At 57.0% G+C, this 14,573-nt stretch carries 13 protein-coding genes; 11 read left to right on the top strand and 2 right to left on the bottom strand.

The window, feature by feature from the left end:
• Nucleotides 1-12 precede the first annotated feature (12 nt).
• From EI983_RS02600 to EI983_RS02575, 6 genes are all read left to right on the top strand, one after another.
• The gene (locus tag EI983_RS02600; RefSeq protein ID WP_246162248.1) at nt 13-927 is read left to right on the top strand and encodes a dynamin family protein; all 915 of its coding nucleotides are present in this window, start codon (nt 13-15) and stop codon (nt 925-927) included.
• Nucleotides 928-952: 25 nt separating this feature from the next.
• Nucleotides 953-1,309, top strand: a complete 357-nt coding sequence (locus EI983_RS02595) for a hypothetical protein (protein WP_157705726.1) — start codon at nt 953-955, stop codon at nt 1,307-1,309.
• A gap of 41 nt (nt 1,310-1,350) precedes the next feature.
• Complete coding sequence (locus EI983_RS02590; protein ID WP_198389362.1) at nt 1,351-2,130, top strand: hypothetical protein; 780 nt, start codon at nt 1,351-1,353, stop codon at nt 2,128-2,130.
• Nucleotides 2,131-2,502: 372 nt separating this feature from the next.
• A complete protein-coding gene (locus tag EI983_RS02585; protein WP_157705724.1) occupies nt 2,503-3,060 on the top strand; it encodes an acyl-homoserine-lactone synthase in 558 nt (185 codons plus the stop codon).
• Nucleotides 3,061-3,253: 193 nt separating this feature from the next.
• Nucleotides 3,254-4,387, top strand: coding sequence for a response regulator (locus EI983_RS02580; RefSeq protein WP_157705723.1), 1,134 nt, complete (start codon nt 3,254-3,256; stop codon nt 4,385-4,387).
• A 143-nt stretch (nt 4,388-4,530) separates the two neighbouring features.
• The gene (locus tag EI983_RS02575; protein WP_246162247.1) at nt 4,531-6,021 is read left to right on the top strand and encodes a cytochrome P450; all 1,491 of its coding nucleotides are present in this window, start codon (nt 4,531-4,533) and stop codon (nt 6,019-6,021) included.
• Between the two features lie 9 nt (nt 6,022-6,030).
• Here the strand turns inward: EI983_RS02575 and EI983_RS02570 are convergent, their stop codons facing one another.
• Complete coding sequence (locus EI983_RS02570) at nt 6,031-7,404, bottom strand: sensor histidine kinase (RefSeq protein WP_157705722.1); 1,374 nt, start codon at nt 7,402-7,404, stop codon at nt 6,031-6,033.
• 282 nt (nt 7,405-7,686) lie between these two features.
• Nucleotides 7,687-8,334: a GntR family transcriptional regulator gene (locus EI983_RS02565; RefSeq protein ID WP_157708958.1), complete on the bottom strand. Its 648-nt coding sequence runs from the start codon at nt 8,332-8,334 to the stop codon at nt 7,687-7,689.
• A 140-nt stretch (nt 8,335-8,474) separates the two neighbouring features.
• Between EI983_RS02565 and dctP the strand changes: the two genes are divergently transcribed.
• The 5 genes from dctP (at nt 8,475) to EI983_RS02540 (ending at nt 14,176) form a co-directional block, all read left to right on the top strand.
• Nucleotides 8,475-9,464, top strand: a complete 990-nt coding sequence (gene dctP, locus EI983_RS02560) for a TRAP transporter substrate-binding protein DctP (protein WP_157705721.1) — start codon at nt 8,475-8,477, stop codon at nt 9,462-9,464.
• An 83-nt stretch (nt 9,465-9,547) separates the two neighbouring features.
• Nucleotides 9,548-10,096: a TRAP transporter small permease gene (locus tag EI983_RS02555; protein ID WP_157705720.1), complete on the top strand. Its 549-nt coding sequence runs from the start codon at nt 9,548-9,550 to the stop codon at nt 10,094-10,096.
• Nucleotides 10,096-11,412, top strand: coding sequence for a TRAP transporter large permease (locus tag EI983_RS02550; protein WP_157705719.1), 1,317 nt, complete (start codon nt 10,096-10,098; stop codon nt 11,410-11,412). The genes EI983_RS02555 and EI983_RS02550 overlap by 1 nt, the downstream gene beginning before the upstream one ends.
• The gene (locus EI983_RS02545; RefSeq protein ID WP_157705718.1) at nt 11,409-12,656 is read left to right on the top strand and encodes a malonyl-CoA decarboxylase; all 1,248 of its coding nucleotides are present in this window, start codon (nt 11,409-11,411) and stop codon (nt 12,654-12,656) included. The genes EI983_RS02550 and EI983_RS02545 overlap by 4 nt, the downstream gene beginning before the upstream one ends.
• Nucleotides 12,657-12,658: 2 nt before the next feature.
• Nucleotides 12,659-14,176 carry a malonate--CoA ligase gene (locus tag EI983_RS02540; RefSeq protein ID WP_157705717.1) on the top strand — a complete coding sequence of 506 codons (1,518 nt, stop codon included), beginning with the start codon at nt 12,659-12,661 and terminating at the stop codon, nt 14,174-14,176.
• Nucleotides 14,177-14,573: the final 397 nt, after the last annotated feature.

Below are 14,573 nucleotides of genomic sequence, written 5' to 3'. Positions count from 1 at the left end.
AAGGAGACGACCTTGGAGAACGCAAACGCCAGCATGGGGCTGCCTCCCCACAAAACGCGCCTTGCGCTGATCGGTGAATTCAGCGCCGGCAAAAGCACGTTGTCAAAGCTTCTTCTCGGCGATGCCCCGGTTCCGGTCAAGGTGACCGCAACGCGCCTGCCGCCGGTCTGGATCACCCACGGCAAGAGCGCGGCTTTCGCCGTCGGCCATGACGGGACCGAAACCCCGATCGACATCGAGGACATCGATCAGGTGCGGATCGAAGACACGAGGATGATCAAGCTCTACAATCCTTCGGAAACGCTGGAAATCTGTGATCTGATCGACATGCCCGGTATTTCCGATCCGAACATGTCGTCGGATGTGTGGATGTCGGTGATGGATGAAGTGGACAGCGTTGTCTGGTGCACTCAGGCCACGCAGGCCTGGCGGCAGTCCGAAGCGGCCACCTGGGAGGACATTTCCGCGCGTACCAATGGTGACAATATTCTCGTTGTGACACAGGTCGACAAGCTGCGCTCGGAGCGCGACCTGGAGCGGGTTCTGATGCGCGTGCGCAAGGAAACCGAAGGCCAGTTCCGGCATGTGTTCCCACTGTCGATCACCGATGCCATCGCCGCAGGCGAAGATGAGGTGAAATGGACAGCCAGCGGGGCTGCGGATTTCATCGACATCCTGGTTGAATATCTGGTGAACCCCAACCCCAAGCCCCGGTCAGCCGAGCCTATGGAGATACAACCCGCACCGGTGGAGGAACCGTCCGAAACCGCCGATCATACCAAGGCTGAGCAGCAGCCTGAAACACCCGCGCAAGCCCCTGCGGACTATGGGGCCACCAGCGTGGTGCCCAAGCGCGTGCGCGTGTTGACGGAAATGAGGGGACGCACCACGCGCCCGGCGCCGGGTGATCTGGTTAACCTGACTTGAAAGGGACGCCCCAAAGGAGGGCTGAATGAGTCTTTCGGATCGTTTGGATGAACTCCGCCAGAGTGTGCCAGGATGCACACTTGTCTCTTTTGGGGAATTGTCGAGCGGGCTTGCCCTGCGCACCAGCGCATCCAAACCCTACAAACACGAGTATCTGGAAGAAATCCTGCATCAGGCGGACTTCAACTTTGCCCTGTCCGACTTTGTCTGCGCGGGCAATGACCTGGTTGTTGTCGCGACACCGGACGAGGTGCGCATCTTCGTGCGGTCGATCACACAGGATTCGGACGTGATTTGCTGCGTCTGCGACACCGCCGCAGATGTGCCGCTGATCGTTCGCGCGGCGCAGCGCCTTTTGCTTGAGATGTCGAGGGCGGCCTGATGCATGGGACATCCAAAGCCCTCAAATCGGAAGACCGCGTGATGGCTCATCGCCTGCGCGCGGTGGTGGAGCGGTTAACGCTGCCGGACGAGATGCTCCTTGGCGAGGCCAGCCTCTCGGCCTCCGGGTTCAAGGACCTGATCGAGGGCCTGGCGCGCGAGATTGATGAAACCGTCCTGCCACGGCGCTACGCCCTGTTTTCAGGAGAGCGTAAAGTTGCAACCATGATCGCGTCCAATCGCCGTCTGCTTTCGCTCGTTATCGAAGGCCGAAAGGTCGAAACAGAGGCGGGCACGGAGGCCACACCCGAAGCCGTGGCCAATACCTATGCGCGGGCACTCAGGGCGCTCAGCGCCCGATCTGAGCTTCTTGTGCTGAGATTGATGGGCCGCGCGAGCAATGTCTCGACCGGCAGCGACGCCTGCTCGGCACGGCATCTGACCGAGTTCAGCGAAACACCTTACTTCAAGAACCGCCTGAAGGCGTTCCTGAAGACTGTGCATCCGGTTTCGCAGGGGTGGATCTTCCACGCCGGCGACAGTGAGCCGGTGGCGCATGCCCCGGACCCGGAGCTTTTCAAATGCCTCACCGCGCTTGAGCAAAAAATCCGGGCCGAACACGCGGCGAGAAACGGGCATCGCCAACTGGACCGGCCGAGCCCTAACCTTGCGGCTTTTCCCATCTCGACCGATGTTCAGGCCCTTGTGGTCTCGGACGGGCGCGATCTGATCGTGGCGGCCCTTCCTGTTTCCAGCGTCACGTCGGCGATGGCGCATTGGAAAACCGTCTACGGACGACAAAAAGCCAGCCAGGCGTGCTGATCTCGGTACACCGAGTCGCTTACATCCCGATATTTTAAGCGCAACCCTCCCGGTGTTGCGACATTTTTGGATCAGTTGGTCACATTTATGGGACCAACTGCGCGAAAGATCATTGCGCAGGTGGACAAGATTCCTCGAAAAATGGCAAGAATAAGGCAGTAACAAATAGCATAGCGAGCAGGTATGAACCGCACGTGGCTGCCTTTTCAGGCAGAGGCCAGTACCCACGAAACGTTACGCGCTCATAAAATTTCTGCCGACGTTCGCAACAGCGAGCCTAGGCCAAAAGTAACTAGTAACAATGCGCACCTGGATTACCGAAAAACTGATACGGTTGACCGGATCAGTACGGATACGCTGTGCTTTCGCAACATGCACGAGCATGGTACGCTGCTCACCCGCTACCTTGAAGCGCGAAAATCCATCTTCATTGACAAGTTTGACTGGAGTGTGTCCGAGGCCGACGGGATGGAGTTCGACCAGTACGACACCCCCTTCGCGCGCTGGGTCATCCTGCACCAGTTTGGCCAGATCCTGGGCGGCGTGCGTATGCTGCCAACCACTGCAAAATGCGGTATTTACAGTTACATGCTGCGCGATGCGCAGCTTGGACTGCTTGAAGATCTGCCCACGGATATCCTGTTTTTTCCGGCCCCGGTGGAGCACAACGTCTGGGAGGCGACCCGGTTTTTCATAACCGATGCCGTCCCCGCGACAGAGCGCCTGAAGGTTCAGGCGCTTCTCTTTCGGTCGATGAGCCAGACCGCGGTGGAAAACGGAGGGTCCTATATCCTCGGCGTGGTGCCTGCGATCTGGTCTCGCTGGGCACGGCGGATCGGCGTCTCGGCCACACCGATCGGCACACGGTTTTCCATTGATGGCACGAGCAGTCAATCGGTGCTTTTCGAAGCCCGGAACTTCACGCTTTAACCTTTATCGGGGCTTCAGACAGCCACACCGACGCTGTTTGCGAACCGGAACAAGTTGTTTCCGCTTTTTCAACACTGCCAAAATTTAGACCTATTTCGACTAAAACGCTGTAAATCCGTATTAATTTCGCCTCAAATTCCGCACAGTTATCAGCGATAAAAGATGTCCAAACTCCCGATGGATGGGCAAGGGCATGCAAGATATAGTGAAGCAGAAAGACCGGTTTCTGGAGAAACTCGAGGAGAATGCGGCAGATCGCACCGCGTTCAGAATCCTTGTCGTGGACGACGAACTGAGCATTCTCGAGCTGGTGAAGACCGCGCTGGAAACGCTTGAGAACTACAATGTGGAAATCGCGAGTTCGGCAGCCGACGCTCTTGAATGGGTGATGGATTCCGAGAAGCCGTTTGACTGTTTCCTGCTTGATATCCAAATGCCGGAAATGGACGGAATCGAGCTTCTCAAGCAAATCCGTATATTGCCGGAATATGCCGATACGCCCATCCTGATGCTGACGGCAATGAGTGACCGCAAATACATCGACCACGCCTTCCTGGAAGGCGCGTCGGACTACGTCAACAAGCCCTTTGACTTTCTGGAGCTGCGCAGCCGGATCAAGCGCGCTCATGCGCAGGTCGAGGCGCGCCGCAAGGCCGAAGTGAAAGAACAGCACCGCCTTGGCCCCGATCGTGGCTGGGCGCAGGAACGCGAGTTCAATTTCGAGGATCCGCTCTCGCTGGAAGGTGTGAAGCAGTCGCTGCGCTATATCGAGTTTGACAACTACGTTGCACAACTGGCGCGACGCAAGCTGTTCAGCTCGCAGGCGATTTCGATCATGCTGCATGACGCCAAGCTGTTCTACGATCTGGCCGGCTGTTCCGGTTTTCGCTCAGTGATCCGGGAAATGGCTCACGGTATCCAAAGCGCGATCAGCGATCTCGATTGCGTCTTCTCCTATCGGGGAGGCGGTGTTTTCCTGTTGATCATCCACGGACGGAAGGTTTCGGATTTCATCGTCAGTTCGAACAATCTCGGTGAATATCTGGGGGCGCAGATCCGTCAGCATATCAGCGATGACCGGATCGAAGTTCTCGTCGGCAATCCTGTGGGCCTGCGTGTGCTGTCCCGCACCGGAGCCGCAAATGCGGTCCAGAAAGCGGTCACTGCAGTTCAGCAGCTTGAGAATGAGCTGTGCAAGGCCGAACAGAACGCCGAAGCCTATGAGCTGAACGCGGCGCAATCCGCGCATGCAAAGGATCAGAGAAGCATCTATGAAACGGTGCTGAACGAGCTTTATGGCGAAGAGAACTTCATGATGCACCGGTGAGCCCTACCGGGTCGTCCCAGCAATATCTTTGATCTGTCGTCCTGCTGGTCTTGCTCTAGTGGTCGCAGGTCGTTAACCTTTTTATCACCACTCAATTGCGCCGCTTCTTTGGCGGCGTCTACTAACTATGACTTTGGGGAAACGTGACCGCGGCTCTCCAGACTCGATTTGGATTACGATTAACGAGTTCCCCTGTGACTCCGGGCTTTGTCAGGCGTGCCGTGCCGCGCTCAAGCATGACCGAGCCACGAGGCGCATCTTGTTTCAGAATTCAACTGAGGCCCCGGGCGATGAACCAAACGTTATCCAGCGATGCAGCGCCAATTGCGGCAAAGCTGGCGACAGAACCTGTCGGCTTGCTGGAATTTGCGCGGCTCGCCGGCCGCAACATGCTTGAGGTCATTCCGGCCGAGACCCTTCACCAAACCTATCTGCGTGGCCCGCTCAATATTCACTATCTTTGCGACCCCGCGATCATCACCGAGCTCCTTGTCGGAGCGGGACGGTCGTTTCCAAAGGCGAAGTTCACCAAAGACATCATCGGCTCGGCCGTCGGGAATGGGCTGATCCTGTCCGAGGGCGAGAAGTGGAAGCAACAGCGCAAGCGGTACTCTCCTCTTTTTGCCGCCCGGAACCTGCCCATGCTGGCCCAGCATTTCGCTGAAACCGGCCTTGAGGTGGCGGCGTCACTGGCACAGGGTGAGGGGCATGTCGATGTCACCCAGATGGCACCTGCCTCGACGCTCACCAATATTTCACGCGTGATCTTTTCGGGGAACGAGGAGGTGTCCGCCGCGGAAATCCGTGCAGGCCTCAAGAACTATTTCGAATATATTTCCTCGATTTCACTCTTCGATCTGATGCAGCTGCCCAAATGGATCCCGCGCAGGAAATGGCTTGAAAGCAAGCGCCCGGTCACGGATATGCGCAAGCTGGCCCGGCAAGTGATCGAGAACCGCCGTGCGGAAAACAGGCCCATCCCGCTGGATTTCCTCGATCTCATGATCGCGGCGCTTCAAGAGGATTTCGAGGATATCGAAACGACGGTCGACAACCTGCTCACCTTTGTGGTCGCAGGGCATGAAACATCCGCCAATGCGCTGGCCTGGGGCTATTATCTGCTCGCGCTGAACCCCGATGTGCAGGGCGCTATTCGGGACGAGATCCGGTCGATCAATCCAACCGATCCGATCACCTTCGAAAATGTTCAGGAGATGAAGCTCCTGCGCGCTCATATCCGTGAGACCCTGCGGCTTTATCCTTCTGCCGCGTTCTTTGCACGCGACGCCGCTGAGACCCTGACCATCAAGGGCATCACCTTCAAGAAGGGCGATGCGCTCTTTTTCCCGGTCTATTCGCTTCATCGCAACGATCAGCTTTGGGATGCGCCAGATGCCTACAAGGCCGACCGTTTTCTCAACACGACCTATCCGCGTGGCCAGTTCATTCCGTTCGGCGATGGCCCCAGGGTCTGTATTGGCGCGCAATATGCGGAAACGGAAATCATGGTTCTCATGGCCAGTGTGCTGCGCAACATCGCGTTTTCGCTGTCCGATATCCCGATCCCGCGGCCGGTGCTCACCTTCACGATGCGCCCCGAAGGTCCGATGATTCTGAACGCGAAACCCCTCTGAAGGCCGACCTCAGTTGAACTTCAGCACCTCGGGAAACTCGACATAGAAAGTGGTCCCTTCGCCAAGCGTGCTGTCATAGGCGATGTTGCCCTTGTGGTGATCGACGATCTCTTTGGAGATGTTCATGCCCAGGCCGCTTCCCGAGACCGATCTGCGGTCGGACGAATCCACCTGACTGAACCGATCGAATACCTTGTCCTCGCAGCCTGCGGGAATGCCATAACCGCGATCCTGTACGAAGATACGGATCTTGCCATTCTGCTGTCGGCATCCGACGGTGACCGTTCCACCTTCATGCGAAAACTTCGCGGCGTTTGAGATCATGTTGGACATCACCTGCATCAGGCGTTTTTCGTCGCCTTCGATCAGAAGCGGCGCCTCTCCCAGCGGATCGTATTCCAGGGTCACGTTATACCTGGCGGCATAGCCCTCATTGCTGGCCACAGCGTCTTCTACCAAATCGCGTACGTCCAGTATCTTGAAGCTATATGACATCTCGCCCGCTTCGATCTTCTGTACATCCAGCACGTCGTCGATCAGGTTCGAAAGCCGTTCGCTGTTCTTGGTGGCGATGTCCACCACGGTTTTCATCTTCTCCGGCACCTCTCCCAAGGCACCGCAATTGATCAGATCCAGCGAGCCCTTGATCGAGGTGAGCGGCGTACGCAGCTCATGGCTGACCGTCGAGATAAACTGCGTCTTGGCGACATAGGCCGCCTTGGTAAGCTCGTGCTCCTGCCGCAAGGCTTCGAGCTGCGCCAGGTTCTTGCGATAGAGTTTGAGATAGACAATCGAGCAGTCGATCAGGAAGTACATCACGAAGACAATCGTGAAGAATTGCAGCCACAGCTCTGACTCAAGGCTCGGCCGTGTCACCCAGATATCGAAACACACGATAAACAGGAAGGATATCCCGTACATCGCAAGACGGAGTGTCAGAACCTTAACCAGTTGGTGGTTGTTCATCGCCGCAAAGAGAGCGGCAGCAAACAGGAAGAAGAGCGGCGTAAAATGCCCGCCTGTGTCCTGTTTCAGGGCAACCGATACCGCATAAAGGCAAATTGCGCCCGAGCTCAGCATCGTGTTGAGCATGATCCATATGAAGTTGGTTCGGATCGCCTCATGCTCGTGCGGCTCAAGCCGTTTGACGCGCCGTGCGATCACGATGTCCTGAATTTCGCAGAACACGATCGTGCAGTAGAAAACAGCGGCATTCGCAGCATCGAAGTAGAAGGCGGTCAGCAACGAGGCGGCAATAAAAATTGCCTGGCGCTGCCAAATCAAGGCAAACGAAATCGACGTGTAGTCCTTGAGATTCTGAAGCAGCCTGTCATCGGGTTCGCGACCCGACGCGGCTGGAAGAAAAACATCAAGAATTGCCATGATCCGAACCGCACAATGCCTGTGTTACGAACTGCTTGGTTAACACTCACACAGAGATATGGTGGGAATACGCCTCATTTCGGATGAAATTGCGGCGGCATGGCCTTTACAACAAGATTTTCACCGGGAATTGCACCTTTAAGGCGTTGCGATGCCCGGATTTTTTGGCCTGCCGCCCTACCTTCAAGATGACAAATGCCGGTTGTGCAGAAGGTATTTGATCAGGACGCCTCTTCGATCCTCGCTACGGGGCCGGGACGGGGCGTTGTTTCTCAGCTCAATCTACTGCTTCAAGCCCGCCATCAACTGCTGAAACTTCTCGCCCTGTACCGTGACATGGCTACGAAGGGTGCTGGCAGCGAGTTCGCTGTCTCCTGCCTTGATCGCGTCAATGATGGCGCTGTGCTCGTCGAGTGATTGCGACATGCGCCCACGAAACCTCAGTTGAACACGGCGGTAGGGTTTCAGCCGGTTTTGCAGGCGGGTGGCCTCGTTTTGCAGGAAGGAATTCGCGGACCCGCGATAGATTTCCTGATGGAACACCTCGTTTTCCGCATAATAGCCGTCTGTGTCTTCGTGTTCGATGGCCGTCTTGCAGCCCTCATTGGCGCGAACCAGCCGCTCCAGGCCCTCATCCGTCATTCGTGCTGCTGCAAAACGTCCGCAGGCGGCTTCAAGCTCTGCCATGGTTTCGAACATTTCCAGAAGTTCAACAGGACCGGGTTGCCGAACGAACACTCCCCGCCGGGGGATCTGCTCGGCCATGCCGGACAATACCAAACGTTGAAGAGCTTCCCGGATGGGCGTGCGCGAAACGTTGAAATGATCAGCCAACCTGATCTCATCAAGACGTTCGCCATCGCTGAATTCTCCAGCGAAGACAAGATGCTCCAGGGCATCGGCAATTTGATCTGCACGTTTCAGGCTCATGCCGATCACATACCACAGTCCACCAAATGAACGCAAGATCATTCATCTTGTATACAAAAAACTTGACGCAAAATACATCATGCGCGATGGTGCCCCATCTTTTCGACACATCTGTGCCGAATCATCAAAGGGAGGAACCTATGAAAACGAAAATCCTAACGACCGTGGCCATGGTCGCAGCGATGGGGCTTGCCACCGTCGCGAATGCAACGGAGCTGCGCCTGTCGCACCAGTGGTCAAACAAGGATATCCGCCACCAGGTCGCACAGATCGTTGCCGACGAAGTGGCCGCGGCTGGTGTTGACCTCGAGATCAAGATTTTTGGCTCCAAGTCCCTCTTCAAACCGCGCGAGCAGTACCGTCCGCTCAGCCGCGGCCAGCTTGACATGACCGTTCTTCCGCTCAGCTATGCCGGCGGCCAGCAGCCCGCGTTCAATCTGACGCTGATGCCGGGCCTTGTGAAAAACCACGATCACGCGGCGCGGTTGAGCAACTCTCCCTATATGCAAGCGCTCGAAGAGAAGATGGCTGAGGACGATGTCATGGTCCTGGTGCACGGCTATCTCGCCGGTGGCTTTGTCGGCAAAGACAAATGCATTACCAAACCTGCCGATATTGAAGGCCTTCAGACCCGCGCGGCAGGCAAGGCATTCGAACAAATGCTGGCTGGCGCCGGTGCGTCGATCACATCGATGGCGTCCTCGGAAATCTACAACGCCATGCAAACGGGCATTCTGAACGCCGCCAACACGTCGTCGTCTTCGTTCGTGTCTTACCGGATTTACGAACAAGTGGCATGCTACACACCGGCGACCGAGGATGTGGCCCTGTGGTTCATGTATCAGCCGCTTTTGATGAACAAATCGACCTTCGAAGGGCTGACGGAAGAGCAGCAGACCGCGCTTCTCGCCGCGGCGGAAAAGGCGGAAGCCTACTATCTTGAAGAAGCCAAGAAACAGGATGCCGCGTCCGTGGAGGTCTTCAAGGAAGCGGGCGTTGAGATCGCTCAGATGTCAGCAGAAGATTTCGACGCATGGCGTGCGCTGGCGAAGGAAACCTCTTACAAGCAATTCGTCGAAGACGTTCCCGACGGGCAAAAGCTTCTCGATATGGCACTCGCCGTCGAGTGACCTTTCGCCAGGTGGTCGCCTGAGTGTGGCGGCCACCCCCTGATCTTTCGCAAAAAACTTTAGTTACCAGAAGGAAAGCTGACATGGCTGGCCAAAGCTCTGCTGTTGCCGCGCGCACCGGGAACAATCGGTTTCTTCGCACGATTGCAGCCCTTTCGACACTGGCAGGATGGTGCTCGGCCGCCATGATTGTCGCCGCTGTCGCCATCACCTGCCAGATGATCTTCGTCCGGTTCGTTCTGAACCAATCGACCGTGTGGCAAACAGAGGCGGTTATTTACCTCGCGATTGGGGCCACTCTGATCGGACTGCCCTATGTGCAGCTTCTTCGGGGTCATGTGAACGTTGATCTGATCCCGCTATCACTGCCCAAGCGTGCCAGGTTTTACATGTACCTGCTTACGATGACGCTCTCGATTGCGATTGTATCGGTTGTGCTTTTCTACGGCTATGAGCATTGGCACCTGACCTATGAGCGGAACTGGAAATCCGACACGGTCTGGGGTGTGCGGCTGTGGATCCCTTATCTGTCTATTCCCATTGGCTTCGGGCTGTTCCTGCTTCAGTTGATCGCTGACCTGGTGGCCGTCCTTCTCAAAATCGACACCCCCTTTGGTCTGGAGGACGTGTGATGGACCCGATCCTACTTGGCGGCATAGTTGCCATTGCGACAATCATGGTGCTCTTCTCGGGGGTCTCAGTCGCCCTGGGATTGCTGATCGTTTCATCCGGCTTCCTGCTTGTGTTCGACGGATTGCGCTCTCTGGAACTGATCCCTGAAATCCTGTTCGGCAAGCTCGACAATTTTGCACTTTTGGCCATTCCGATGTTCATCATCATGGGCTCGTCCATCGCGTCGACCCGCGCCGGGGCAGATCTCTATGAGGCTCTGGAGCGCTGGCTGACCCGCGTGCCGGGTGGGCTTGTGATCTCGAACCTTGGGGCTTGTGCGCTCTTTGCGGCAATGTCCGGCTCCAGCCCCGCGACCTGTGCCGCAATTGGCAAAATGGGCATTCCTGAAATGCGCAAACGCGGCTATCCGGATGGCGTCGCCGCAGGCTCCATCGCCGCCGGTGGCACGCTTGGCATCCTGATCCCGCCCTCGGTGACGATGATTGTCTATGGCATCGCCACGGAAACCTCCATCGGTCGTCTGTTCCTGGCCGGTGTGATCCCGGGGCTGCTTCTGGTTCTGCTCTTCATGCTCTGGTCGCTCTACTCGACCTGGAAGTCGGGCGACAAAGCGCTGCTGGCCGCCCGTATCTATACCTGGAAAGAAAAGTTCGAGATCCTGCCCCGTGTTCTGCCGTTCCTGGCGATCATCATCGGTGTTCTCTATGCGATGTATGGCGGTATCGCGACACCGTCTGAAACTGCGGCCGTGGGTACTCTGCTGTGCCTGCTGATCGCGATGATCATCTACAAGCTGTGGAACCCAAAGGATCTCTGGGTGGTGCTGCGCGACAGTACCAAGGAAAGCGTGATGATCATGTTCATCATCGCCGCTGCCGGGGTGTTTTCCTACATGCTCTCCAGCCTGTTCATTACCCAGGCGATTGCCGAGTGGATCGGCACGCTGGATGTGAACCGCTGGGTGCTGATGGGGTTTGTCATGCTGTTCCTGCTGGTGGCCGGGTTCTTCCTGCCCCCGGTTGCCGTGATCCTGATGGCCGCCCCCATATTGTTGCCGATCATCACCGCCGCGGGTTTTGACCCGATCTGGTTCGCGGTCGTTCTGACGATCAACATGGAGATCGGATTGATCTCGCCACCGGTGGGTCTGAACCTCTACGTGATCAACGGCATCGCACCGGATATCTCGCTCAAGACCATCCTCAAAGGCTCACTTCCTTTCGTGGCCTGCATGGTGATTGCGATCATCCTGCTCTGCTTCTTCCCGGGTCTTGCAACCTGGTTGCCCGATGTGATCATGGGACAGGCGATATGAGCTACTTTGGCGATCTTCTCTCAACGGTCTTCGAGCGGCGGTATCGCAAGGCCCTCTCCGCCGAGGTTGACGACAGAACGACGACGGAGCTTTGCAAGGCCCTGTTGACGAGCCACGGCGAGGTTTCGGGTGTCACTCTGGCCCGCAACATCCTCGATCGTTACGCGGAGATGTCGGAGCCCGAGAAAAAGGCGTTCTTCGAGTTCATGACCCATGAGCTGGAGATCGACCCCGACGATGTCACGGCAACGCTCCAGAGCTACAAGGACAACCCGAGCAAGGCGACTTATCGCGCCTTCGCCTCTGCCTGTGAGCCGAAACGCCAGGAACTGACACGCCGTCTCAATCAGGTGCCGGGGGCCACCGGCAAACTGGTGGCCATGCGCAAGGATCTGCTGTCGATAACAAGGGATAATCCCAACCTCGAACCTCTGGATGTGGACCTCAAGCACCTCTTTTCGTCCTGGTTCAATCGCGGCTTCCTTGTGCTGCGGCCGATCAACTGGGAAAGTCCCGCGGACATTCTCGATAAGATCATCGCGTATGAGGCTGTGCATGCAATCGACAGCTGGGATGATCTGCGGCGGCGTCTGAAACCGGCAGACCGGCGGTGTTTCGGGTTCTTCCATCCGGCCATGGCCGATGAGCCGCTGATCTTTGTGGAAGTGGCCCTGACCAAGGGCATTCCGAATTCAATCCAGGATCTGCTTGCCGATGACCGCATGCCCATCGACGCGCATGACGCCGATACGGCCGTTTTCTATTCGATCTCGAATTGCCAGGCGGGTTTGGCCGGAATCTCCTTCGGCAATTCGCTGATCAAACAGGTCGTATCGGACCTGTCCAAAGAACTTTCGGGGCTGACCACCTTCGTCACCCTGTCGCCCATTCCCGGATTAAACCGCTGGCTGGACCATGCTGGCTTGACTGCTGATACACCGGCCGACGCGCGGGCACTGGCGGCCCATTACCTTTTGGACGCCAAGCGACCTGACGGAATGCCCTATGATCCGGTTGCACGGTTTCACCTTGGAAACGGCGCATTGGTCCATGCCGTGCATTCCGATGCGGATATCTCGGAAAATGGCCGACGGCAATCCGGCGGGACGATGGTCAATTACCTTTACGATCTGTCCCAGATTTCCCAAAACCACGAACAATTCGTTGGTGAAAAAACCGTCGTTGCCTCGGACGCTGTAAAGGCCCTGAGCGCCACCGTGATCGCCAAAAGCGCAGGAGACTGAAGATGACAAATCCTCTCTACGACACCCTCTTCGGACAACATCAGGGCAAATCCACCACATTCCTGCAACTGCCTGATGGCACCGTGATCACCCACGACGCATTCCTTCAGATGGCGGCGCAATATGCCAATCTGCTGATGGAACTCGGGGTAAAGCCCGGTGACCGCGTCGCCGTGCAGATTGCCAAATCTCCGCAGGCGCTTGCGGTCTACGCCGCTTGCGCTCAGGCAGGCATTGTCTTTCTGCCATTGAACACCGCCTACACCGCGGATGAAGTTTCATACTTCGCCGAAAACAGCGGTGCCCAATTGATCCTGTGCGATTCCAATCGCTTCGAGGCGCTGACCCCGATCGCCCAAGCCTGCGGCGCTGTGTTGGAGACGATGAATGCCGACGGCAGCGGCACCTTTACGAGCCGCGCGCATGACATGCCCGTGTCGTTCAAGACCGTCGACCGCAGCCAGGACGACCTTGCCGCTTTCCTCTATACTTCCGGGACAACAGGGCGCTCCAAGGGCGCAATGCTGACCCAGGGCAACCTTTTGTCAAACTGCGAGGCGCTCACCAAAGAATGGCGTTTCACGGACAAGGACGCCCTGCTGCATGCGCTGCCGATCTTCCACACCCACGGGCTTTTTGTGGCGACGAATATTTCGCTTCTCGCGGGTGGCAAGATGCTCTTCATGCCCAAATTCGACCTCGATGTGATGCTGGACCTGATGCCACAGGCCACCACGATGATGGGCGTTCCCACCTTCTACACACGGCTTCTGGACGATCCGCGGTTCACCCGCGAGCTTGCCCAACACATGCGCCTTTTCATTTCGGGAAGCGCACCGTTGCTGGCGGAAACGCACACCCAGTTTGAGGCCCGCACCGGTCACCGAATCCTGGAACGCTACGGCATGACCGAGACCAACATGAACACCTCAAACCCCTATGATGGCGAGCGCCGGGCAGGAACGGTCGGGTTTCCGCTGCCCGGTGTCGAGGTCAAGATCACCGATAGCAAAACCGGCAAGACGCTGCCGCAGGGCGAGATTGGCGAGATTGAGGTGCGCGGGCCGAATGTCTTCAAAGGCTACTGGCAGATGCCCGAGAAAACCGCCGAAGAACTGCGCGAAGACGGCTTCTTCATCACGGGCGATCTGGGCCGGGTCGACGAAGACGGCTATCTGCACATCGTCGGGCGCAACAAGGACCTGATCATCTCGGGCGGCTACAACATTTACCCCAAAGAGATCGAACTGCTTCTTGACGATGAACCGGGTGTCCTCGAAAGCGCGGTCATCGGCGTTCCCCACCCTGATTTCGGCGAAACGGTGGTCGGCGTCCTTGTTGCCGACAATCAGGGCGATCTCGATCTTGAAAGTATCAAGAAGAACATCAGCGGGTCGCTTGCACGGTTCAAACATCCTCAACGATTGGTCGTGCTTCCCGAACTGCCCCGCAACACCATGGGAAAGGTTCAGAAGAAAGAGCTGCGCGAGCAGTTCAAAGACATGTTCACACCCGCCTAAACCATTCCCCCGGCCCCGCGACAGCTCTGTCGGCGTTGTGGGGTCGGTGGGATGCCCCAAGCATCCTGGACACCTGCCTTTTCCAGTTTGAGCTGCGTTTGCTCATGGTCAACCGGCGACAACATGCCGTTACGCCTGCACTTGCGCTTCCCGGTTGCAAAACAACTTAATGCACTCAAAGACGTTGCGCCTGAGCCGACATCCAACTCAAGTCTCCGATGCTGCAGCGCGGTCCGTCACAGGAGACATTATCTGCGACTGCACAATGCTGCCAAGGACGCACTCACACTGTGCAGACGAAGCTGTCATTTGCTTACATATGAACTAGAAAGAATTTCTTTCAAGAATGGTGCTGAGGTCAGACACTTTGAGATTCACTGAGTTCGGGCCCCAGGGG

Origin of the sequence: Roseovarius faecimaris (genome assembly GCF_009762325.1) — a bacterium.
Taxonomy (GTDB): domain Bacteria; phylum Pseudomonadota; class Alphaproteobacteria; order Rhodobacterales; family Rhodobacteraceae; genus Roseovarius; species Roseovarius faecimaris.
The sequence above is the reverse complement of the archived record's forward strand: the minus strand, read 5'-3'. Positions and strand labels throughout refer to the sequence as shown.